At 41.4% G+C, this 23,091-nt stretch carries 21 protein-coding genes; 1 reads left to right on the top strand and 20 read right to left on the bottom strand.

Features of this window, described 5'->3' with window-relative positions; translation table 11 throughout:
* Positions 1-30 precede the first annotated feature (30 nt).
* Positions 31-1,407 (bottom strand): sugar porter family MFS transporter, encoded by a 1,377-nt coding sequence (locus AAW12_RS07980; RefSeq protein WP_046673090.1) that lies wholly within the window; start codon positions 1,405-1,407, stop codon positions 31-33.
* 129 nt (positions 1,408-1,536) lie between these two features.
* Between AAW12_RS07980 and AAW12_RS07975 the strand changes: the two genes are divergently transcribed.
* Entirely contained in the window at positions 1,537-2,430 is an 894-nt protein-coding gene (locus AAW12_RS07975; RefSeq protein ID WP_046673089.1) for an AraC family transcriptional regulator, read from the top strand.
* 165 nt (positions 2,431-2,595) lie between these two features.
* Here the strand turns inward: AAW12_RS07975 and AAW12_RS07970 are convergent, their stop codons facing one another.
* From AAW12_RS07970 to AAW12_RS07875, 19 genes are all read right to left on the bottom strand, one after another.
* A complete protein-coding gene (locus AAW12_RS07970; RefSeq protein WP_046673088.1) occupies positions 2,596-3,375 on the bottom strand; it encodes an enoyl-CoA hydratase/isomerase family protein in 780 nt (259 codons plus the stop codon).
* A gap of 5 nt (positions 3,376-3,380) precedes the next feature.
* On the bottom strand, positions 3,381-5,873 hold the full coding sequence (locus AAW12_RS07965; RefSeq protein WP_046673154.1) for a DUF5686 family protein: 2,493 nt from the start codon (positions 5,871-5,873) through the stop codon (positions 3,381-3,383).
* A gap of 258 nt (positions 5,874-6,131) precedes the next feature.
* A complete protein-coding gene (locus AAW12_RS07960; protein WP_046673087.1) occupies positions 6,132-7,508 on the bottom strand; it encodes an NADH-quinone oxidoreductase subunit N in 1,377 nt (458 codons plus the stop codon).
* A 17-nt stretch (positions 7,509-7,525) separates the two neighbouring features.
* On the bottom strand, positions 7,526-8,968 hold the full coding sequence (locus AAW12_RS07955) for a NuoM family protein (protein ID WP_046673086.1): 1,443 nt from the start codon (positions 8,966-8,968) through the stop codon (positions 7,526-7,528).
* 14 nt (positions 8,969-8,982) lie between these two features.
* Positions 8,983-10,905 carry an NADH-quinone oxidoreductase subunit L gene (gene nuoL, locus AAW12_RS07950; protein WP_046673085.1) on the bottom strand — a complete coding sequence of 641 codons (1,923 nt, stop codon included), beginning with the start codon at positions 10,903-10,905 and terminating at the stop codon, positions 8,983-8,985.
* Positions 10,906-10,924: 19 nt separating this feature from the next.
* Positions 10,925-11,254, bottom strand: a complete 330-nt coding sequence (gene nuoK, locus AAW12_RS07945) for an NADH-quinone oxidoreductase subunit NuoK (RefSeq protein WP_046673084.1) — start codon at positions 11,252-11,254, stop codon at positions 10,925-10,927.
* A complete protein-coding gene (locus AAW12_RS07940) occupies positions 11,254-11,751 on the bottom strand; it encodes an NADH-quinone oxidoreductase subunit J (RefSeq protein WP_046673083.1) in 498 nt (165 codons plus the stop codon). Before AAW12_RS07940 ends, nuoK begins: the two co-directional genes overlap by 1 nt.
* Before the next feature lie 11 nt (positions 11,752-11,762).
* A complete protein-coding gene (locus AAW12_RS07935) occupies positions 11,763-12,272 on the bottom strand; it encodes a NuoI/complex I 23 kDa subunit family protein (protein WP_046673082.1) in 510 nt (169 codons plus the stop codon).
* A gap of 13 nt (positions 12,273-12,285) precedes the next feature.
* Positions 12,286-13,329 (bottom strand): NADH-quinone oxidoreductase subunit NuoH, encoded by a 1,044-nt coding sequence (gene nuoH / locus AAW12_RS07930; protein WP_046673081.1) that lies wholly within the window; start codon positions 13,327-13,329, stop codon positions 12,286-12,288.
* A gap of 8 nt (positions 13,330-13,337) precedes the next feature.
* Positions 13,338-14,357, bottom strand: coding sequence for a 2Fe-2S iron-sulfur cluster-binding protein (locus tag AAW12_RS07925; RefSeq protein ID WP_046673080.1), 1,020 nt, complete (start codon positions 14,355-14,357; stop codon positions 13,338-13,340).
* Between the two features lie 30 nt (positions 14,358-14,387).
* Complete coding sequence (gene nuoF / locus AAW12_RS07920) at positions 14,388-15,743, bottom strand: NADH-quinone oxidoreductase subunit NuoF (protein ID WP_046673079.1); 1,356 nt, start codon at positions 15,741-15,743, stop codon at positions 14,388-14,390.
* 1 nt (position 15,744) lies between these two features.
* Positions 15,745-16,266 carry a complex I 24 kDa subunit family protein gene (gene nuoE, locus AAW12_RS07915; protein WP_046673078.1) on the bottom strand — a complete coding sequence of 174 codons (522 nt, stop codon included), beginning with the start codon at positions 16,264-16,266 and terminating at the stop codon, positions 15,745-15,747.
* Positions 16,259-17,494: an NADH-quinone oxidoreductase subunit D gene (locus tag AAW12_RS07910; protein ID WP_046673077.1), complete on the bottom strand. Its 1,236-nt coding sequence runs from the start codon at positions 17,492-17,494 to the stop codon at positions 16,259-16,261. The genes nuoE and AAW12_RS07910 overlap by 8 nt, the downstream gene beginning before the upstream one ends.
* Positions 17,495-17,504: 10 nt before the next feature.
* On the bottom strand, positions 17,505-18,002 hold the full coding sequence (locus tag AAW12_RS07905; protein ID WP_046673076.1) for an NADH-quinone oxidoreductase subunit C: 498 nt from the start codon (positions 18,000-18,002) through the stop codon (positions 17,505-17,507).
* Positions 18,003-18,554: an NADH-quinone oxidoreductase subunit B gene (locus AAW12_RS07900; protein ID WP_046673075.1), complete on the bottom strand. Its 552-nt coding sequence runs from the start codon at positions 18,552-18,554 to the stop codon at positions 18,003-18,005.
* A gap of 61 nt (positions 18,555-18,615) precedes the next feature.
* The gene (locus tag AAW12_RS07895; RefSeq protein WP_046673074.1) at positions 18,616-18,990 is read right to left on the bottom strand and encodes an NADH-quinone oxidoreductase subunit A; all 375 of its coding nucleotides are present in this window, start codon (positions 18,988-18,990) and stop codon (positions 18,616-18,618) included.
* Positions 18,991-19,108: 118 nt separating this feature from the next.
* Positions 19,109-20,908, bottom strand: coding sequence for a tetratricopeptide repeat protein (locus AAW12_RS07890; protein WP_046673073.1), 1,800 nt, complete (start codon positions 20,906-20,908; stop codon positions 19,109-19,111).
* Positions 20,909-20,933: 25 nt separating this feature from the next.
* A complete protein-coding gene (locus tag AAW12_RS07885) occupies positions 20,934-21,860 on the bottom strand; it encodes a PstS family phosphate ABC transporter substrate-binding protein (RefSeq protein ID WP_231585229.1) in 927 nt (308 codons plus the stop codon).
* Positions 21,861-22,188: 328 nt separating this feature from the next.
* Positions 22,189-23,076, bottom strand: coding sequence for an energy transducer TonB (locus tag AAW12_RS07875; protein WP_046673070.1), 888 nt, complete (start codon positions 23,074-23,076; stop codon positions 22,189-22,191).
* Positions 23,077-23,091 lie beyond the last annotated feature (15 nt).

Genomic DNA, 23,091 nt, shown 5'->3' with positions numbered 1-23,091 from the left:
AGTTGATTTCGTTGATGATCCGGGTGCCAATTATCCTTCCAGTTCTTGTTCAATTTCTTCTAAGCTTTTTCCTTTGGTCTCTTTCAATCGGCTCCATAGAAACAGACAACCGATAAAACAGACTCCACCATACAGCCAGAATGTACCAGCTGCACCCAGGTTTTGATTCAGTAAAGGAAACGTATAGGTGAGCACAAAACATGCAATCCATAATAACGATGTTGCAATCGCCATGGCCTGCGCCCTTACAGCGGTAGGGAATATTTCGGCGATAATTACCCAAGTTACAGGAGCCAAGGTCATCGCATACACCGCAATTCCGGCCAGTACAAGGAGAAGCACAAAAATGCCGCTGCAATTGAAATAATAACATGCTCCTAAGGCAATATAAATCACAAAAAGGCCTGCTGATCCGAAAAGCATCAATGCGCGACGACCAATTCGATCAACCAGATACATGCCAATGAATGTAAAAATGACATTGATCACGCCAGTGATAATAATATTGAAAAGCATCCCCGAAACCGTATATCCAGCAGCTGTAAAGATTTCCTGGGCATAATTAAAAATAACATTAATCCCACACCATTGCTGAAAAACCGCAATAAAGCTTCCTAGCAACAACAACCGTAGCAGCTTCCCCTGAAATAAATTTCTCTTTCGGGATTTAGCCTGACTTAGTTCAGCCGCCTCGGCAATAGAACGTATATTTTCTGCTGCATACTCATCTCCACCCATGCGTAAAAACACACGTTTTGCCTGTTCGTGCTTCCCTTTTGTATATAACCAGCGCGGACTTTCAGGAATCAGGAAAAGTAGCAATAAAAAAATGACCGCCGGGATCGCTCCGGCCCAAAACATCCATCTCCACCCCTCTTGCGCATTCCAGGTTTCTAGCATAGATTCTCCGGCTAAAACCGGCTTTGCAATGAGCCAATTGACCACTTGTGCTGCAAGGATGCCCAGTACAATGGTCAATTGATTGATCGATACAAATTTCCCTCGACTTTCTGCGGGGGCGATCTCTGCGATATACATCGGTGCCAAATTGGAGGCTACACCGATACCTATCCCGCCCAAAATCCGATAGATAATAAAAGTGTCCAGTTCGGACGCCATACCGGTTCCCACTGCAGACATTATAAATAAAATTGCAGCAGTATAAATCAGCGGTTTTCTGCCATAGCGATCGGCCAATCCCCCCGAGAGCAGTACACCAACAAAGCTCCCCACAATCGCCGAAGACATGGCCCACCCCTGCAAGGCAGGATCGGATTCCAAATGAAAATAAGCCTCATAAAATGGCTTTGCACCACCAATAACTACCCAATCATATCCAAATAGAAATCCACCAATAGCGGCCACAAAAGTGATCAATAGCAGATAGGTCGTCGCAGTCTTTTGCATAAGAGTTTACATATTTAGATTTACTTAGGTAAAATTAATGGAATACTTGGGGAGAATCATGTAAGTGAACACGATAAACATGTAAAATATTACTATTTTTATACGAATAACCAAAAATAAGCCCGATTTATGAAACAAAACGAAGATGTCATCGCTGAAGGATTCAAAGGAGAAAAGGCAATTGTCCTTCCCTATGCCGTATGCAATTACCTGGAAGGCAACAACATCACATCAAAATTACACATCACACATATCGGCTATTATCCCAATGCTAAAAAACACTACCGTGATCGTCAAGAAGGATGTAAGGAATATATTCTGATTTATTGCGAAGATGGAAGCGGTTGGATAAAACAGGATGAAACAACGCACAACCTTAAAAGAAACGATGTATACATTATCCCGAGAGATAGCGCTCATTGCTATGGCGCAAAATCAAATGATCCCTGGAGCATCTATTGGATTCATTTCGACGGCACAGATGCAGTTCTTTTTCAACATATCATGGGCGAAGTGATTCATATAGATGACGCGGATTCAAACAAACATGCCAACCGCATCCAGCTCTTCGAGAGCGTCTACAAAAACCTGGAAATGGGGTATAGTCCAGAAAATTTGGAGTATACGAGTTTTTGCTTTCAATATTTTTTAGCGTCCATTCAATATCAGGCTCAGTTTAGAGAAAGCAACCGAATTCAAGTAGACAATATCATACAGGATATCATTATATTTATGAAAGACAATCTGGAGAACAATATTAATCTGGACGATATTGCAGCACATTTCAACTATTCCAAATCACATCTTATTAACTTGTTCAAGCAGAAAACCTCTTACCCACCGATGGTGTATTACAATCAACTCCGCATGCAAAGGGCTTGCTCCTACCTGCAATTCACACTACTTAAGATTAAGGAAATCGCATTCAAACTTCACTTTTATGACCCCTTTCATTTTTCAAAAGCGTTTACACGGGAGATGAAAATGTCGCCACAGGAATATCGCAAAAAATATCAAAAATAATGTCGGTCAAAGCTTTCAGATCCAGATTCATGAGCCATCTTAACACTTGCCGCAAAACGATTGGCGCTCAATCCGAACATCTTTTCTTCGTCTTATTTTTACCTCTTCATCGATACTCAAACCTGACAATACACGGCTTATGGCGTTTCGCGAAGTACCGTGGCATTATTCAAAATTCGGTGTCCTTTTCGCTAAAAATGCAGAAACACCTTCTTTGAAATCTTCTGTTCCGAAAAGATGTCCGAAAGCATCCATTTCCACCTTATTCCCGTTTTGTTGTTTATCTTCAGCAGCGTTAATAGCAGTAATAGCATTTGCCACTGCAACGCGAGAACGCGTAAATATCTTATGGAGTATTTCCTCCGCCCGGGCAATGAGTTTGTCCTGTGCGATCACCTCATTGACCAATCCCAGTTCATAGGCTCGCTGCGCGTCAATCATATCACCCGTTAAAATCATTTGCATAGCCTGTCCTTTTCCGATCAACTTGGGCAGACGCTGCGTACCACCATAGCCCGGAATCAGGCCCAAAGAAACCTCTGGCAGGCCCATTTTTGCATTGTCAGACGCTATACGAATATGGCAGGCTAAGGCCATCTCCAGCCCTCCGCCTAAAGCATACCCATTTATTGCGGCAATAACTGGCTTGGGAGAACCTTCAATAAGGTCCGAAAAAATAATATGTCCTCGTTCACTGAGCCACCGTGCCTGAATTACAGATAAATCCATAAATTCCTTAATGTCTGCTCCTGCAGCGAATGCTTTAGGCCCAGCGCCTGTCAGGATAATACCTCTTACGTGGTCATCGGCATTGAAATGCATGAAGATATCTTGCAATTCGTCAAGGGTTTCCTGATTCAAAGCATTCAGCTGGGGTTCGCGGTTAATGATAACGTAGCCGATGCTATCTTTAATCACATAGTTTAAATTTGAATATTGGACCATAATTGCTAAAAATTAAAATGTAAGGATGCTGTAAAGGTATCAGAAGGTATGCCTTCACCACCACTATAGCTTAATCTCTTTTTATACTCTAATCTAATCAATTTAAAGATATTATCCACCCCTACTAGCCCTTCTACATATGGTTTGTTACGCACTGCTTTTGTTTGGACAATACCATTTTTGTCCGGTTCAAACTGAATATTTTCGGGCGTTACAAAGGGGTTGTTGACATCACTTAACTTTCCATAAAAAGCCTTAAATCCCGTCACTTCGCGCCACTTTAACCTTCTGAACAAAGGAATTCTATTAAAAAAGAAGCCATTCCAATTGTGGTAATACGTCAATTTCAAAAACTGATCTGAGACAAATTCCGAGGTAGCCATCAAGTCGAAATTGACCAACGGTCCCTGCTTATCTCTATTGACCTCTGGAAGTTCCAGTAAAGTATATGGCAGATGTTTTCCCCAAATTCTTCCTCCCGAAAATTCAAAATCGGCCTGCCCCGCCGGAGATAAAAATAAACGCTTGAAAATACTGAACCGCAACGCATCATAATTATAATCTGCGCCCCAAAATCCTTTCAGGCCTTTATTATATTGCAGGGTAAAAATGGGATATTTATTTTCTACGGTTCCTCTGTCGAGATTATGATAAGTAAATTCTTCATTCGGAGCCCAACGCAAAATCAGCTGTAGATCATTTGTATTCACTTGGCGAACTGTATCAGGTGAAGGTAGGCTATTGCTATAAAACAGATCACCGCGAGGCTGCCTACGTGTATGTGTAAATGCCGATCCTATACTGACATGATTACCGAACTCGATAAGGTGATCAATGCGATAAATATCATTAAACTGCCACTTATTAGGCTTGTTTTTTCCGAAAGAACGGAAAAAACCATCGCCCTTCAAAAACCCCAAACCACGTCCGGGTTCCATGACATCATGCTGTACAGTAAAGCGTAAATAATTAGCTGGAAACTGAACAATGCGTTCTCCGTTTAAAGTAAATGCTGTACTCAGGTAGTACTTTAGCTCTTTATCCTTATCGCCGTAGGCTGTATATCCTTCAATGTAGGCTTTTTCCGAAAATAAACGCGTCGTCCGACCACTCAGGCGCACACGGTTTCCTTCGTAATTATTCCGGCTATAAAGATATTCCAATGGTCCAAATTCAACCTTTCCTGCGTTGTAATATCCCTTTGCCAACAAATAACCCAATGCAACTAACTGGTTAAAAGAACGCATATGCTGTACCGAATCAACTTTTTGATACGCCCCTATTTCTGCACGGCTTAACGGGCTTGGTCTAACCCCTACTATGGGTACATGCGGGGCGGATTGGAGGAGATACCTTTTTTCAACAGGTACTCCGGCAAAATTCTCATTCGAAATAGAATCCGTACGATGCCCGAGGTATTGGGTTTCCCTGCGACCATACAATACGTCCGACTTGCTCCCGCCAAATAACATTTTCAGATCTGCACGAACGGGAAGCATACTGCCGTTTTTAAATTCACTATAGCTTAGATCTATCTGCACGTCATTTATCCAATTGATATTTGCCGTACGTCCGATATTCAGTGTGGCGCGGTGAACGGCGTACCTTGTATCGTCTGAGACCAGAAGGTCACCGTAGAAGAGCAGATCGATAGCCGATTTACCTTCAAATTGGAGCTCAATATAATCCTTCCCTTCAATTTGGATCGTATCTTGAATTTTGTATCTGTAAAACGCTGTAGCCCCCGTCGCAATTGGACTTAAGACCCCTTTGTTCGCGACCTGAATCGTATTATCATAGAGATCAACATCGCGGAGTATGGTCTGAAACCGAGTTTGCCAATTATCATTGTTAAAAAACCGTGGATTTAATTCGGTCTGATTGTGACTGATGATAAGTTTTTTACTGCGATTCGGATTATGGGAAGAATAGACGTTGGCATAGTTTTCCTCCAAATAGAAGGGTGCAATGGTCTGCCCCCGAAAAGCTGTCGAATCAATGTTTTCGAAAAGAAAGCGAAAGGGCTTTGGAAATTTTTTTGCTTTATCTTCAGGATTCACAAAACCGAATTGCGTCTTTTCATATTCATCAAAACGAATCTCAGGAATGCGGGTGTAATGGTTTTGTGACCGATGCGCAATAACCTGTTCGATCAGTGCTATAGCGGGGTCTTTGGGTTTCTTGTTTTTTCGATTGACCACCACTTCCTCTAATGTATTATTCGAGGCAATTAAATGCACGGTGAGTATGGAATCCTGTAAACGCCGAACATCTACTGTCCGCCGCTCATACCCCACTGCTCCAAATATAAGTTGTTTGTATTTTTTGATATCTGGGATCTTGAAATATCCAAGGGTATCGCTGCTGCCGCCACTATCTTCCCCTAGCCAATTGATTGAAACCCGTGAGATGCCTTTTCCGGTCTGTGCGTCGACAACCTTTCCACGAATAAAGCCCTGTGCATTTACTTTTCCGCCAATAAAGAAGAATAGTAACACACTTAAAACACAAATCGAAAAAGATTTAACACACACTTTAAACGCCATCTGCCAATTGATAGGATTTCTTTTTTACAATATACAATTTGTATGCAAGAGTTATACCAATAAAAATAAAAAAAGCACAGCTAAATCGCCATGCTTAAATAAACAACATGTATTTTAACAGAAACCTTCAGTTTTAACCTGCTTTAATTACAACGTTAATTATTGAAGGTTCCTATTGCCATTGAAGAATCCACAGGTTTAACAGAAACTTTATATTAATTTTAAAACACAGTCTGGATATACCCCAATTAAAATGGTAAGCACTACAGCAAGGAATAATACAAATGAATAATTCCATTGCACATTGACACAGGATTCTTCACTGTCTCTAAAGTACATCGCAACAACAACCTTCAAGTAGTAATACACGGCAATTCCTGCATTGATTACAGCCAATACAAGCAAAACAATATGATAATTTTCCATAACAGAAGAAAACATCATAAACTTACCGATAAATCCAGCTGTCAGTGGTATACCCGCGAGAGAAAGCATTGCTATCGTGATGGCAAATGCGAGCAAAGGATTTCTCTTGCCCAAGCCATTGAAAGCTTCAAAATGTTCGGAGCCGGTCGTTTTCTTAACCAGGATTAATCCCGTAAAGGCGACAATGGTTGCCAGCGAATAGGCGAGACCATAAGCAAAGATACTATTAGCCGAAGTAGATCCAACTGCTACAATCGCAAATAACATATACCCCGCATGCGAAACACTTGAATAAGCAAGCATACGTTTGAAGGAAGACTGCATTAATGCAGAAATATTTCCAACAAATAAGGTGAGAATGGCGATCACTAAGAAAACCGGAGTCCAAAAATCTTGCAGAGGCAATAGACTATAACTGAATAAACGTAACAATCCAGCAAAAGAAGCAACTTTAACGACGGTGCTCATATAACTGGTAATCAATATCGGAGCCCCATCATAAACATCTGGTGTCCAGAAATGAAAGGGAACAGCGCCCACTTTGAACGTCAGTCCCACAATGAGAAGCAATATACCCCCATAAAACAAAGGCGAAATTGTCTGCGGGTTATTGACAACATAGTCTTTGATTTCACTTAAATCAAATGATCCTGTAGCACCGTACAAAAGGGCAATACCAAACAATAGAAAGCCCGTAGAGAAAGCCCCCATCAAAAAGTATTTTAATGCAGCTTCATTTGATGCTTTGTCTCTTTTACGTATACCCACCAAAATGTAAAGCGCTACAGACATAATTTCAATACCTAAAAAAAGCATTGAAAAATTATGATAACTATTCACAAGAACAGCACCTGTGAGGGAGAAAATTAATAATGAATAATATTCCGCAATTTGCCCCTCCTCATCAAAATATCCCTTTGAGATAACAAAAATGCACAAGGTAACTGCGATACATAAGATTGAGAAAGCAATAGCAAAATGATCAAAATGAACCATCCCACTATAGAGCGGTCCACTGGTCGAAGTCCAGTCATTCCATAAAAAACCAATAGCGACCAAGAAGCCAAGAATAGAAACAGGCAGTAGCATAGATTTCATCTTGAATAAACCAAGATAAAGGACGACTAATGCTAATATCGAAAGTGTAATTATTGCACCCATACAATTAAATATATCTATTATCTGCCTAAAAATGTACTTAAAACTTCCACGGAACCTGCAGAAAGGTTCAATAGGAAATTAGGGAATATACCAATATAAAGGATCAAGACGGAGACGACTGTCAATACAATAAGTTCCGTTCCTTTTACATCTTCAAATTGTACAGTTTTTTCGGTCGTTTCCCCCAACATCGTTCCTTGGTAAAGCCTAAGGATATAAACTGCGCCCAGGATTAAGGTTAGCCCCGCGAAAACGGCAAACCAAAATCCATATTGAAAAACGCCTTTCAATAACAAAAACTCCCCAATGAATCCATTCGTTAATGGTAAACCCACTGCCCCCATACAAATAATCATAAAGAAGATCGCCAAGCGCGGTGCCTTGCTTGCTATTCCGCCAAGCGCTGTGAGACTACGTGTCTGTGTGCGCTGCTGTATAATATCCAACACATAAAAAAGCCCGATCACAGAAATACCATGATTTAACATTTGAATAGTTGCACCACTCAGGCCATTCGTATTCCATGTGAAGACACCGGCGCTAATTAAGCCAACGTGGGCTATTGACGAATACGCGATCAATCGCTTCACATCGTCCTGTTTAATTGCGATGACGGAAGCATAAACGATCCCGATAACGCATAAGATCATCGCAAAATGCCCGTACAAAGCGACACCAGCTGGTGCGATAGGCAATAGCCAACGCATTAAACCGTAAACCCCCATTTTGAGCATGATACCTGCCAACAACATCGTGCCTGCCGCTGGCGCATTTGTATACGTATTGGGTTGCCAAGTATGAAAAGGAAAAATTGGTATTTTGATGGCAAAAGCAACAAAAAATGCCCAAAATAACCAGCGCTGCGTATTTTCCCCCAAATCTAATGCAATAAATGAAGTCCATTCAAAATCACGGTTGGGCACTTGTTGATAGAGATAAAGAATACCGACCAACATGAACAGACTACCCAAAAAAGTATAAATAAAGAATTTTAAATTGACGCGAATACGGTCTCCTTCACCCCAGAGTGCACAAATAAAATAAATCGGAATCAAGGCAATCTCCCAACCTACATAAAAAGTAAAGGCGTCCAAGGCCATAAACACGAGCAATAAGCCCGCTTGCATAAAAGCCATTAATGCATAAAAGTTTCCTTTATAATCCTTTTTAAAGGTTGTAGCAATAATTAGAGGCATCAATCCATTCGTCAATAAGATCAACGGCAAGCTAATTCCGTCAATGCCGATATGAAAATGAATATGCAAGGAAGAAATCCATAGCCAATTTTGTTCAAATTGCATTCCGCCATTTGTGTCAAAAGTACAGAGGAACGGAATAGTCAAAGCCAAAGATAGTAATGATAAAATCAAGGCAATAGACTTTGCAGCATTGGTCTTTAAGAACGTTAGAATCAATGCGCTTATTAACGGCAATAAAATAAGTAAAAACAAGTTATCCATCGATTATACCAAAATTAAAGACTCAACAATCCATAGATGAAAATGGCAATCACCCCAATTACCATCATCAATAAATAAAAACCAACATTACCATTCTGGAGCAACCGCAATACCTTTCCCGTATCAAATGTTGCCTTACCGGCACCGTTAACAACACCGTCAATACCACGTTGATCCACGACATTTCCGAAGAAAGCCGAGAGCCAATTGATCGGACGTACAATGATACTATCGTAGAGCTCATCCACGTAAAACTTATGGTAAGAAAGATTACCCAAGAAACCACGCGTACCTTCGCCCTCTTCCTGTAACTGTTGTCGTTTGACGTATTTATTAAAAGCCAAAGCAACCATAATCAATACCCCAACCACAGAAACGCCCATTAGTAAATATTCCGTACTGTGTTCCAAATGATGAGTTGCAGGCATTATCGCTTTTCCCTCTGAAAACACTGGTGTCAGGAAATCCTCAAGCCAATGATTACCACCCAAAACAGCTGGTAAGTTGATCACTCCTCCAACCACAGAAAGTATAGCCAATACGATGAGTGGCACTGTCATACTCTTTGGAGATTCATGCAAATGATGCTTTTGCTCTTCCGTACCACGGAATGTTCCAGAAAAGGTCATAAACAACATCCTGAACATATAGAAAGCCGTCATTAATGCACCAATAAAACCCAGACCCCATAAAACTGGACTCGCAGCAAATGCCACTGCCAATATTTCGTCTTTGGAAAAGAAGCCGGAGAAGGGTGGAATTCCTGCAATCGCGATTGTCCCCATCAACATCGTCAGATAAGTAATAGGCATTGCTTTCTTCAAGCCGCCCATTTTTCGCATATCCTGTTCTTCACTCATACCATGTATAACAGAGCCGGCCCCCAGGAATAGTAAGGCTTTGAAAAAGGCATGCGTCAATACATGGAAAAACGCTCCCGTAAATGCTCCGACACCAAGGCCAAGAAACATATAACCCAATTGTGAAACGGTGGAATAAGCCAATACTTTCTTAATATCATTTTGTGTCAATGCTATCGCAGCAGCCAATAGGGCTGTACAAATAGCGATCACAGAAATGAGCTGCAAGGTAAACGGTGAAAGGACAAACAGGACATTGGAACGTGCAATCATATAGATACCGGCCGTAACCATCGTTGCCGCATGAATCAGGGCCGACACGGGGGTCGGGCCAGCCATGGCATCTGGCAACCAGGTAAACAAAGGTATCTGCGCCGATTTACCTGTTGCAGCAATAAACAACAAAATGGTAATGCTAACGACTGTGATATCACCAACAGCAAAATTCTTGGCCGCAGGAAATACAGTCGAAAATTCTAAGGATCCAAAAGTGCCAAGTATTAAAAATACCGCAAGTAGAAAACCTAAATCGCCTATTCTATTCATCACAAATGCTTTTTTTGCCGCATTTGCATACGAACTATTCTTATACCAAAAGCCGATCAATAAATAAGAACATAGCCCTACACCTTCCCAGCCGATAAACATGACCAGATAATTAGATCCCAATACCAATAGCAACATAAAAAAGATAAAGAGATTCAAATAGGCGAAGAACTTACCAAATCCATGATCATGATGCATATAACCAATCGAATAGACATGGATAAGGAAACCAATCCCTGTAACGATCAGGAGCATGATGGCACTTAGTGGGTCTACCAAAAAGGACAGACCGATCTTGAGATTGCCCACCGCAATCCAGTCAAATACATGTTGTTCTATAATACCTGCTTGTCCAGCTTGTCTCGCTTGGTAGACTTCGGAGAAAAGAATACAGCTGCATACAAAAGAAATAAGCACTACAGCGCTGCCAACAGCACCTATCATACCTTTGGAGAAGGCATTCCTACCCAATCCGTTCACAATAAACCCGATTAAGGGCAAAAGGGGAATCAACCAAACTAATTCACTCATCGTATTTATTTCTTAAGTTCTACCAACGAAGTTTATTTAAGGAATCGATATCCACAGACTTCGTATTCCGATATACCATAATAATAATCGCTAGGCCTACGGCAACTTCTGCCGCTGCCAATGCCATGATAAAAAAGACAAAGACCTGTCCGGACGAATCGCCATGCTGTACTGAAAAAGCAGCTAAAAGAAGATTCACCGCATTCAGCATCAATTCAATAGACATCATAATAATGATGACGTTACGGCGAATAAGAACACCGATAACACCAATAACGAAAATAATCGCACAAAAAATCAGATAATGATTTATTGGCACCCCCTGCAACTGTTGAACAACTGTTTCCATTAGATTTGTTTAGGTTCTTTCTTAGCTAATAATATTGCTCCAATCATTGCCGTCAATAACAATAATGATGATAACTCAAAAGGAAGCAAAAATTCGTTAAACAACACCTTACCCAGATTCTTAACCAACCCGATTTCTGGATTAACAACAGTCAAGGGATTAGAAATATCAAATACACGGTATACCCCGAAAAAAGTCACCAATAGGCAACAACCGGCTATAACGCCCATAAACTTAACCAGATTGGATTTCATGGGTTCGGTATCCTTGTTCAGGTTGAGCAGCATCAGTACAAATAAAAACAACACCATGATGGCTCCCATATATACGATGAAATTCACCACAGCCAAAAACTGTGCATTCAAAAGAATATAATGTATTGTAAACGTAAAAAACGTAATGACCAGATACAGTACACTGTGTACAGGGTTTTTTGTAAAAATGGTCAGCAGCGCAAAGAAAATAGACAAGAAGGCTACAAAATAAAATACTGTCATAATTTCCCGGTTTAGCTCTTTAATTTGGTAATATCAAAAGTTGGTTCCACCAATTTATCTTTTCCATAGATAAAATCCTTACGGAGATAATCTGCTGTCACATGCGGTCCATCCAGATAGATCGCTTCTTTCGGACAGGCCTCTTCACATAGACCACAGAAAATACAACGCAACATATTGATTTCATATACCGACGCATACTTTTCCTCGCGATAAAGATGTTCTTCACCTTTTTTCCGCTCGGCGGCAGTCATTGTAATCGCCTCTGCCGGGCAAGACAAAGCACATAATCCACAGGCTGTACAGCGCTCACGCCCTTCCTCATCACGTTTGAGCGAGTGCTGCCCCCTAAAATTTTTCGAATAAGGTCTTATTTCCTCCGGATATTTAATGGTTGGAATTTTCTTAAAAAAATGCCTTAATGTAATGCGCAAACCTTTGATAATAGCCGGAAAGTAGATTCTTTCCGAAAATGTCATCGGTTTTTGTTCAATTACTTTTTTACGATTGGTTAGTTGCATAAAAAGTCCTTTCTTATGAGAAATAAGTATCTTTAATCAATGTAAATACACCTGTGAGTACAATATTGGCAATGGCCAATGGAATCAGCATCTTCCAGCCCAGATTCATCAATTGATCGTAGCGGAAACGTGGTAAAGTCCAACGCACCCACATAAAGAAAAAGATAAACAGCAATATTTTAATGAAGAATACCACTACCCCGATGATCGTGATCATATTGGCCGACCATCCCAGATCATTCATAAAAGGGAAATTATAACCGCCAAAATAAAGTGATGCCATGAGCGCCGAAGAAACAAACATATTGATGTATTCGGAGAACATATAAAGGCCCAATTTCATGGAAGAATATTCCGTATGGTAGCCACCGACAAGCTCTGTCTCACATTCCGGTAAATCGAAAGGAACCCGATTACATTCGGCAAAAGCACAGACCATAAAAATGATAAAACCCAACGGCTGTGCCCAGATATTCCAATTGACAAAACCCGACTGCTGCGCAACAATTTCCTCTAGCGTCAATGTGCGCGTGACCATCAATAAAGCGATCAGTGATAACCCCATGGCAATTTCATAGCTGATACTCTGTGATGCTGCACGAATTGCCCCCATAAGCGAGAACTTATTATTGGAAGCCCAACCGCCCAGCATAATACCATATACACCCAATGCAATCACACCAAACATATACAACACGCCGACATTGATACCTTGCGCAACTTGCAAAGAAACCGTACGGTCTCCTATTTGCAATTCCTGTCCCCAAGGAATCACGGCCGAACTGATACAAGCGGTTATAATTGCTATCGTAGGTCCTACGATAAAAAGTACTTTATGCGCGCCCGCAGGGATAATTTCTTCCTTAAAAAAGAACTTACCACCATCGCAAAGCGGCTGTAAGATCCCAAAGATACCAGCCCGATCGGGACCATAGCGATCCTGCATAAAACCTGCAATTTTTCGTTCTGCAAGTGTCGAATACATCGCAATCACCAAGGTGATAACAAAAATAACAGACACCAGTATTAATTTCTCTATGACAAAAGACCACTCCATGTTTGTGATTATTTCAATTTTTCTGTTCTAGCCAACTGTTCGCGATTTTGTTCCTGAAGTATCGGATTTTCCTTAATGACTTTTGGCGGATTAAATAATTCATAATGATTGGCAGAAATAACAGAACGCGGATCGATTTCTGTCGGTTCCTCTAAGATCCAATCGCTCGTTTTTTTCTGATCAAAGCGGCAGGTATTACAGATAAACTCTTCCACTTCACCAAACTCATCCTTCCGTGCTGTCACCCGAATGACCTCCTCACCTTTATACCATAAGGTTACTTTGCCCGAACATGTCGGACAATCACGATGTGCATCGACAGGCTTCGTAAACCACACCCGATTTTTAAAACGAAAAGTTTTATCTGTCAAGGCCCCCACAGGACATACATCAATCACGTTGCCAGAGAAATCATTATCGATTACATTTTCGATATAGGTCGATATCTCGGCATGATCACCACGACCTAAGATGCCATGTACACGTTGATCAGTCAACTGATTGGCGACATAAACGCAACGGTAACATAGGATACAACGGTTCATATGCAATTGGATCTTGTCCCCCAAATCAATGCGTTCGAATGTCCGTCGATCGAATTCGTAACGTGTATTGGCACTGCCGTGTTCATACCCAAGATCCTGCAATTTACATTCACCAGCCTGATCGCAGATCGGGCAATCTAAGGGATGATTGATCAATAAAATTTCAACAACGCCCTTTCTTGCTTCCACCACCTCTGGCGAAGTAATATTTTGTACTTCCATACCGTCCATCACCGTCGTACGACAAGAAGCCACCAATTTCGGCATTGGCCTTGGATCCTTTTCAGACCCCTTAGAGACTTTGACCAAACAGGTACGGCATTTACCGCCACTGCCCTCCAGTTTGGAGTAGTAACACATTGCCGGAGGAACTATATCGCCACCGATTTGTCTCGCTGCATTTAATATGCTTGTCCCAGGAGCAACCTCTACCGGTATACCATCGATGGTGACCTTAAACTTTATATCTTCCGCTTCTGCCATGATATGATTAATTTATCGTTACAGCTTCTATTATGATACTATTGGTTGTAAAGGATCGGCATAATGTGCCAGTCCATAATTCCGTGTTTGTGACTCTTCCGGATGAAGGATATGCCATTCAAATTCATCCCTAAAGTGTCTTATTGCTGCTGCCACAGGCCATGCTGCCGCATCCCCTAATGGACAGATTGTATTGCCTTCAATTTTCCGCTGCACATCCCACAGCAAATCAATGTCTGACATCGAGCCGTGACCGCTCTCGATCTTATGCAGCACCTTCTCCATCCAACCTGTTCCTTCACGACAAGGCGAACATTGACCACAGCTTTCATGATGATAAAAACGCGCAAAATTCCAGGTATTACGCACCACGCACTGATCCTCATCAAATACGATGAAACCACCCGACCCGAGCATTGTCCCTGTTTGGAAACCACCATCCGCCAATGACTCATAAGTCATCAACCGGCTATTTCCTGCCGCAGTTTTCAAGATCAAGTTAGCGGGTAGGATTGGAACCGAAGAGCCTCCAGCTACGACAGCTTTCATTCGTTTCCCATTGGCAATACCACCACAATATTCATCCGAGTAAATAAACTCTTCCACAGGAAGACCAAGTTCGATCTCATAGACCCCTGGTTTTACAATATTTCCGCTAGCGGAAATTAATTTTGTCCCGGTACTACGCTCCACGCCGATTTTAGCATATTCTTCACCGCCCAAATTGATAATGGGCACTGTGGTTGCAATAGACTCCACATTATTCACCACTGTCGGGCAGTTATATAAACCTGCTATTGCCGGAAAAGGAGGCTTAATACGTGGGTTACCTCGCTTACCTTCTAAGGACTCTAATAAAGCTGTTTCCTCCCCACAGATATACGCACCGCCTCCAGGTTGAACATGGATCTCCAGATCATAGCCCGAACCTAAAATATTTTTACCCAAAAAACCTTTTTCCTTGGCTTCAGCAATAGCACGCTCCAGAATTCTGATCTGTGGCATCATCTCTCCACGCACATAGATATACGATGTATGAGCTCCTAAGGCGAAGCTGGATACAATCATTCCCTCAATGAGCGCATGTGGGATGTGCGTCATCAAATAACGGTCTTTGAATGTCCCTGGTTCAGACTCGTCGGCATTACAGACCAAATAGCGTGGCACGCCTTCAGGCTTAGCCAAAAAGGACCATTTCATCCCCGTCGGGAATCCAGCACCTCCACGGCCACGTAACCCAGACTTCTTAACCTCTTCAACGACCTCCTCAGGAGACATGGTCTTCACTACTTTTTCAACAGCAACATAACCACCTTTTTGTCGATAGACCTCAAAGGTATTGATGCCAGGAACATCGATATGAGTCAACAAAAGTTTACGTGCCATATTATTCTGTTTTAGCTTTTAAATTATCAATCAATTCGTCGACCTTATCTTCTGTCAGATTCTCATAGAATGTATATTCAGGTCCGATCTGTAAGACTGGTCCAAAACCACAGGCGGCCAAACATTCTACACCACGCCAAGAGAAAAGCCCGTCGCCTGTAACCTCGCCTTCCTTTACCCCCAGCTTTTGCGCTAAATGCCCCATGATACGCTCTGCACCGACCAAACAACAAGGTCCTGTACGACAAATCTCCAGTACATATTTCCCTTTAGGTTGCAACAAAAACATGGTATAGAAGGTTGCCACCTCATACACCTCAATAGGCAATATATTCAGGTAAACAGCCACCTTATCCATCGCATCTGCGCTAACCCAGCCGTATTCCGCCTGAACCAAATGTAAAATGGGCAATAAGCCTGATTTCTGCTTTCCTTCGGGGTAACGGCTTACCACTTCTCCAAACTTGGCTAACAATTCTGGAGAAAAGTTTACATTTTCATTATGTTGTTTTACACTAAGCATCTAATTCTCCAGCTATAACGTTAAGACTACTCATATTTATAATGGCATCTGAAATCAGCATCCCTGCGCTCATTGGCGCAAACATTTGATAATTGACAAAAGAAGGTCTCCTAAAATGAAGACGATAAGGTGAACGTCCACCATCATGAATCAAATAAAAACCAAGTTCACCATTTGCACCTTCGACCGCATGATAGACTTCGGCTTTTGGAGTGTCCACCTCACCCATGACGATTTTAAAATGGTAGATTAAAGCTTCCATATTGGTATACACCTGTTCTTTCGGCGGTAAATAGAAATCAGGAACCTCTGCATGGAAAACGCCTTTAGGTTCTTTTTCAATTTTCGCTAATGCCTGCTCTATAATCCGAAGTGATTGCCACATTTCGGCATTTCGAACCATGAAACGGTCATATACATCGCCTGTCGTGCCAACAGGTACGTCGAAATCAAACTCATCGTATGAACAATAAGGGTTCTGAACACGCACATCATAATCGACGCCTGCGGCCCGCAAAATAGGACCAGACCAGCTATAATCCAAGGCGTCTTCCGCTGTGACAGCAGCAACGCCTGAAGTCCGCTCAATAAAAATGCGGTTACGAACAAACATTTCTTCGAACTCCCGTAATACAGGAGGATAGCGTTTCAAAAATTCCCGTATTTTCTCGAAGGCAATTGCATTGAAATCTCGCTCAAATCCGCCGATACGGCCAATATTAGTCGTTAAACGCGCACCACAGATTTCTTCGAAGATTTCATAGATAAACTCGCGCTCTTGCATCACATACAAGAAGCCCGAAAAGGCCCCGGTATCCACACCTAAAATGCCATTACAAATAATATGATCAGCAATACGGGCAAGCTCCATGACAATAACCCGCATATACTGTACCCGTTTAGGAATTTCGATCTTGAGCAGCTTTTCTACCGTCATATGCCAGCCCATATTATTGATTGGCGCCGAACAATAATTCAGACGGTCGGTCAAAGGCGTGATTTGATAAAAAGGCCGATGTTCAGCAATTTTTTCAAATGCACGGTGAATATAACCAATCGTGGAAACTCCGCTAACAATTCGTTCGCCATCGATTTGCACGACATTCTGAAATACACCGTGCGTAGCCGGATGTGTGGGACCAATATTTAGGGTAATCAACTCATCCTGTGGATCATTATCATCAAAGACAGGTTGATTAGCTGTTATCTTGCTTATAAATTCGCTCATATCGTATAAATTAACGGCCGAAATACAAATCTTTCTTATCTACGCGATTTGGATCCTCTAAAGGATATTCCTTACGCATTGGAAACACCTCCATATCATCTACATTCAAAATTCTTCTCAAATCGGGATGTCCTATAAAATTGACACCAAAAAAATCGAAGGTTTCACGCTCCATCCAATTTGCACCTCTCCAAACGACTGTTGCCGTTGGAATCTCAGGATTTGGTCCATGCAAAAAGACCTTCACGCGAATTCGGATATTATAAACGAGACTTTGAATATGATAAACTACAGCAAATTCCTTTTCTAAATGCGGATAATGTACCGCCGTAATATCCGTGAGATGAATAAACTGCAATTCGTTATTCGATTTTAAGAAACGAAGTACATCAATCACGTCTTCCGTATCAACAACAATGGTCAATAGATTGTGTGCATCTTGAATTTCTGTAATCTTTCCCGGAAAATTTCCTTGGAGCTTATCCAATAAAAAACTGTTTTCCATCATCTATTTATTTGTATGTATTCCGTACTTTTCAAGCAACGCCTTGTATTCGGGTGTATTTCTCCGGTTCAATGATTCATTCTTCACGATGTCCTGCAGACGTAAGACGCCATCTAAAATTGCTTCTGGGCGGGGAGGACAACCGGGCACGTACACATCAACCGGTATAATTTCATCGATACCCTGTAAGACAGAATACGTATCAAAAATACCACCACTCGATGCACAGGCCCCTACAGCGATTACCCAGCGTGGTTCTGCCATCTGTACGTAGACTTGCCTTAGTACTGGCGCCATCTTTTTAGCGATCGTTCCCATCACCAAAAGCATATCTGCCTGGCGGGGTGAGAAACTAGGGCGTTCGGCGCCGAATCTGGCCAAATCGTAAGTAGAGCCCATTGTTGCCATAAATTCGATACCACAACAGGATGTCGCAAAAGGCAAAGGCCAAAGCGAATTAGCCCGGGCCAAACCGATAGCTTTATCCAAACTCGTCGCAAAAAAACCTGCGCCTTCTACTCCCGGAGGAGCTTCTGCCAATTTTATATCACTCATGAAAAGTCGATTTATAGGTTTAAGTATCATTGACCCAAGGAGCCAACGACCAACGGGACGTTTAGTCCCAATTCAATGCTTTCTTCTTGATGACATAGATAAAGCCCAACAAGAGCAATCCCATGAAAATAAACATCTCAATCAAGCCCTGCAATCCCATCTCCCGGAAGTTTACAGCCCACGGGTACATGAAAATGACTTCAACATCAAAAATCACAAACAGGATGGCCACCAAGAAATACTTGATGGAGAAAGGCTGCCTGGCATTTCCGACAACTTCAATCCCCGACTCAAAAGCCCCAAGTTTGTTTTCGGTACGGACCTTTGGCCCGATAAGATGTGTAATAATTATGGTACCTACCCCAAATCCTACAGCAACTAGAAGCTGTATAAATATCGGCAAGTAGTCTATCGGCATACTATTGGCTTGCTCCATCTCAATTCAATTTATATTGGTAACTGTCTCTAAATATAGAGATTCCACGGTAAAAAACAAAACAAAAAAGGCGTAGATATTACGATCTACGCCTAATTTAGAATGATTTTACTTAAGCCTATTTGATCCCTTGTAAATAGCCTTTAACAGCTTCATTCGTTGGATCTATTGCCAATACTTTCTGGAAGCTCTCCTTCGCTTTAGGAAGATCTTGCTTCACATAATAGTAAAGGCCGATATAGGTATTCGCATCGATTAAATAATTTTTATTTTTCTCTTGCGCACCACGTTGATTGATTGTTTCAATCAATTTTTGGAAGGATGCTACGAAATCACCTTTAGGCTGCTCCAGATTGTCCGCAGTTAAAGCTGCAAAAGCCTTGTAATAAAGCGCATTGATCAGATATTTATCCAGTGCTTCTTTATTGTCTGTCGTTTCAATAACGGATAAGAAAGTCTGTGATTTTTGCAAATCGGCAATAGCTTTGTCTCTCAATTCTTGATTAACGACAACTTGCTCTTCGTTTTTACTAGCGGCATCTTCTTTAGCACCAATTTGATAGTAAGCTTCTCCAGCATAGTAATTTGCATCATACAAATATGTTTTATTGTCTTTGTAAGAAGCAACTAGCTCGAATAGAGAGGCCGCTGTCTGCAATTCTTGCTCCTGATATTTAGCAAAAGCCAACTCGGCTGTTTCACCCAAGAGCTCTTTGTCCAAATCAATTGCTTTCTTAATATCAGCGATACCTTTTTGAATATTTGCTGTATTTTCTGCTGTCAATACCGGAGCCGCGGCTGCTGTGCTATCCGCCCCGCCAGCGGCATGTTTCGGACTGTTAGCCGCAATTTCAGACATTCCTAGGTACATATAATCCAATGGAATTACACGGTCCTTTTCCATTTTGCTGAACATCTGGTTTAAGTAATCCAACGCTTTTGGATAATCTTTCGCTTTTTGGAAGGCGATATAACCCAAATAACGGTAGATCTTTGGATCTACAGAAGGATTTTTAGCTAATTCCTCAGAAACCACTTTCAAATCGTCGTATTGACGTGCATATACCAAGAAATCGGCGTAACGGATTTTAGCTTCCAGTGAATTATCGCCTGCAACTTCTAGATATTTTTTGTATTGCTCAACACCTTTTTTATTTAACTCGACATATTTCTCGTCAGAAGTGCCCGGTAGTCTAGACCATTGGTTGTATGTTTCAGCCAACTCACGGTAAGTAGGTGCGTAAGCCGGAGTTTCTGCTGCGATAGCTTCCAGTTGCGTGATAGCCTCATCAAAAGCTTGCGCACCGCGTACGATCACCGCCTGTCCAACTTTCGCTTGTACTGAATTTGGGTCGATATCAGTTGCTTCACCATAGCTTGTATAAGCCAATGAACCTTCTTTTAAACCACGATACGCATCACCTAATGCGATAGGAACGGCAACGTCTTTTTTGTTTTTCTCTTTCGCCTGTGTCAGGTATTCCAACGCTTTTGCATAATCAGGCTCAGGAGCATTAATATAAGCACGACCGATTTCCAATAATGGCTCGTAATCTTTTTTACCTAATTTTGCTGTCGCCAAAGCGAATTTAGATTCAGCGCTTGCTTTATCCTTTTTCATTAAGTCAACATAACCCAAACCTACATTATTGATCGTAGCCTTTGGATCAGCAGCCAAACCTTGGTTGAAAATCGCAGCGGCAGAATCCGCTCTGTCGTTTACCAAATAAATTTGACCCAAATAGAAATAATTATCTCCATTCTTAGGTTGCTTACTCACTAACTGTTGAAGGATAGTTTTCGCTTTACCATAATTCTCAGCCTCGATGGCTGCTCTAGCATCTTTCAAACTTTGTGCACTTACTGTGCCCACAGATCCGGCCAATAAAAGACTAAATAATAATTTGCTGTTTGTCATAATCTATTTTTGTACTATTTATTATCTATTTAATATAACTTTCATCTCTAATAATGATCTCCCGTCCAGGCATGGTGGCAGGAACCAATCCCGCCTTTAATACGATGCGTTGTCCACGATCACCTGTCAAAAAAGCACTGAAGCCCAAACCTAGGCCCATATTCGGCTGATAGTTCATAATGTAGACAGGTCTGACAAAAGGATATAAGCCATCAGCAATAGTCGATTGAGATGGTTTATAAAAACTGACCTTTTCGCCCTCCTTACCCACACTTCCGATGCTCAATGTACGAATTTTATCCAATAAATTCGAATTTTTTTCGATAGCCTTTAAATACCAATTGTAGCCAATGACGCCCACTGTATTCGCTTGCTCGCTGACATATTTCATGACATCTTCACTATCCTTCATTGCAGAAACAGCCTTCGGATCAATTTTGTTCAATTTGAAATAGTCTTTCAAATAGCGTAGAGTACTCGAATTGGCATTATCAAAGATCAACCGTTGTCCAGCTAAGTTACCTTCCAACAAAGACTTAACGTCGTTTTGTGGCATTATAGTATCAGCGCTGTTACGATTATTAATCAGTACAACAGCATCCGAAGCCATTTGAAATATCTTTGGCTGAATACCGCGCTTCTTAAAATAGCTATCTTCCTCATTGCTCAATTTCCTAGTCAATACAACCACATAAGCCGAATCAGACAGCAATGCATTTACAGCTCTAATTTCCGGTCTCGCCATCAATTCCAAACTTGAATTTGGATAAGAACTTTCAAAAACATCCGCTGACTCCTGAATAATGGGCAATACGGTCTGATCAACAATCACCGGAAGCTTCCCTGTAAGAATGTCCTCACCTTCCTTTGCACTCTTCGTTTTATTTTTGCAAGAGACAAATACGCCCATACAGATGCCCAGCACCACAAGAACCATTTTATATTTTCTCATACGATACATCATAAAATAAGACAGTTTAAATAAAGAATAGTTTAACTTTTGAAGAGAGTTTTGGCTGTAGCTAAAAGAAAGAGGCGATCAATTAAAATTATTTTGCCAAAGTCGTACAAACCGCATAAACGAATACAGAATCAATACGACACCAAAAATTGTTTTGTAAGTTGGATTAATCTCAATGGGGAAATTATCCCAGAATATAATCAATAGGCCCAAAACAAAGTAAAAGCCAAACATAAAAAGTCCTAAAATAGACAGAAACCGCTTCAGAGGCGATTTCTGTCTATAATTTGAACTATTATTCGAATTAAAATTTGTCATTCTAATTTTGAAGGTTCAATCGAATTGGTAAAGTGTACGCTACGCGAACTGGACGACCATTTTGAATACCAGGTTTCCATTTCTTCGCTTTTTTAAGCAACCTTACAGCTGCATCTCCAGTACCATATTTCAAATCGCGTTTGATATTGATGTCTGTCAAGCTACCATCTTTTTCTACAACGAAGGATACTTCAACGACACCATTTACACCATTTTCAGTTGCCGCAGCCGGATACTCATAGTTTGAAGCAATCCAAGACATAAATGCTTGCATACCACCTACAGGCGTTGGTTGAACCTCGATGGCATTAAATGGAAGAATTTCATCTCCATTACCATTTGGATCTCCTTTTGCAGCACCCGTGATCGCGCCATCTTGTTTCTTCGAGCCAAACTCACCACGTGCAACGGAAGTACCAGTCGGGCTACCTTTCAAAGTAATACGTGCTGGCGTTTTATTTGGATCCTTCAACTCTTCCTGAGAAGCAACTTCTTCCACAACTTTGTTTGCAGGAGCTACTTTAGGTTCAGGGAAACGAACCAAATCCTCTTTTGGCACATCCATAGCTACTTGCTGAGGTTTTTCTTCCGGTTCTTGCGGAAGCGGCTCCTCTTCTGGTGGCTCTGGTGGTTTGATTTCTTCAAGGTCTTCCAAAGTAACCTCGGTTACTGCTGGAGGTGCTTCAACTGCCTTTTTCGGAAAAATTTTATCTCCGAAAAGACGAAGAAGACTTGCTAGCACTACGAAGCCGATAACGACGAGTAGACCTCTATTAGTCGCTTTAGGCGCAAGTTTACGAAGCTCGTAAGCTCCATATTCCTTGTTACGGCCTTGAAAAACGACATCAAGCCATTCTTTTTTAAAAATATCTAATTTTGACCCTATCATTTTATTTTAGTTTTT

Source organism: Sphingobacterium sp. Ag1, assembly GCF_000988325.1.
In the GTDB taxonomy this organism is placed as follows: Bacteria; Bacteroidota; Bacteroidia; order Sphingobacteriales; family Sphingobacteriaceae; genus Sphingobacterium.
This window is presented reverse-complemented; position numbering and strand designations above follow the sequence as displayed.

Coding starts and splice junctions, on each gene's coding strand:
- AAW12_RS07980 (WP_046673090.1), bottom strand. CDS start 1,407: ATGCAAAAGACTGCGACGACCTATCTGCTATTGATCACTTTTGTGGCC.
- AAW12_RS07975 (WP_046673089.1), top strand. CDS start 1,537: ATGAAACAAAACGAAGATGTCATCGCTGAAGGATTCAAAGGAGAAAAG.
- AAW12_RS07970 (WP_046673088.1), bottom strand. CDS start 3,375: ATGGTCCAATATTCAAATTTAAACTATGTGATTAAAGATAGCATCGGC.
- AAW12_RS07960 (WP_046673087.1), bottom strand. CDS start 7,508: ATGGGTGCAATAATTACACTTTCGATATTAGCATTAGTCGTCCTTTAT.
- AAW12_RS07955 (WP_046673086.1), bottom strand. CDS start 8,968: ATGGATAACTTGTTTTTACTTATTTTATTGCCGTTAATAAGCGCATTG.
- nuoL (WP_046673085.1), bottom strand. CDS start 10,905: ATGAGTGAATTAGTTTGGTTGATTCCCCTTTTGCCCTTAATCGGGTTT.
- nuoK (WP_046673084.1), bottom strand. CDS start 11,254: ATGGAAACAGTTGTTCAACAGTTGCAGGGGGTGCCAATAAATCATTAT.
- AAW12_RS07940 (WP_046673083.1), bottom strand. CDS start 11,751: ATGACAGTATTTTATTTTGTAGCCTTCTTGTCTATTTTCTTTGCGCTG.
- AAW12_RS07935 (WP_046673082.1), bottom strand. CDS start 12,272: ATGCAACTAACCAATCGTAAAAAAGTAATTGAACAAAAACCGATGACA.
- nuoH (WP_046673081.1), bottom strand. CDS start 13,329: ATGGAGTGGTCTTTTGTCATAGAGAAATTAATACTGGTGTCTGTTATT.
- AAW12_RS07925 (WP_046673080.1), bottom strand. CDS start 14,357: ATGGCAGAAGCGGAAGATATAAAGTTTAAGGTCACCATCGATGGTATA.
- nuoF (WP_046673079.1), bottom strand. CDS start 15,743: ATGGCACGTAAACTTTTGTTGACTCATATCGATGTTCCTGGCATCAAT.
- nuoE (WP_046673078.1), bottom strand. CDS start 16,266: ATGCTTAGTGTAAAACAACATAATGAAAATGTAAACTTTTCTCCAGAA.
- AAW12_RS07910 (WP_046673077.1), bottom strand. CDS start 17,494: ATGAGCGAATTTATAAGCAAGATAACAGCTAATCAACCTGTCTTTGAT.
- AAW12_RS07905 (WP_046673076.1), bottom strand. CDS start 18,002: ATGATGGAAAACAGTTTTTTATTGGATAAGCTCCAAGGAAATTTTCCG.
- AAW12_RS07900 (WP_046673075.1), bottom strand. CDS start 18,554: ATGAGTGATATAAAATTGGCAGAAGCTCCTCCGGGAGTAGAAGGCGCA.
- AAW12_RS07895 (WP_046673074.1), bottom strand. CDS start 18,990: ATGGAGCAAGCCAATAGTATGCCGATAGACTACTTGCCGATATTTATA.
- AAW12_RS07890 (WP_046673073.1), bottom strand. CDS start 20,908: ATGACAAACAGCAAATTATTATTTAGTCTTTTATTGGCCGGATCTGTG.
- AAW12_RS07885 (WP_231585229.1), bottom strand. CDS start 21,860: ATGAGAAAATATAAAATGGTTCTTGTGGTGCTGGGCATCTGTATGGGC.
- AAW12_RS07875 (WP_046673070.1), bottom strand. CDS start 23,076: ATGATAGGGTCAAAATTAGATATTTTTAAAAAAGAATGGCTTGATGTC.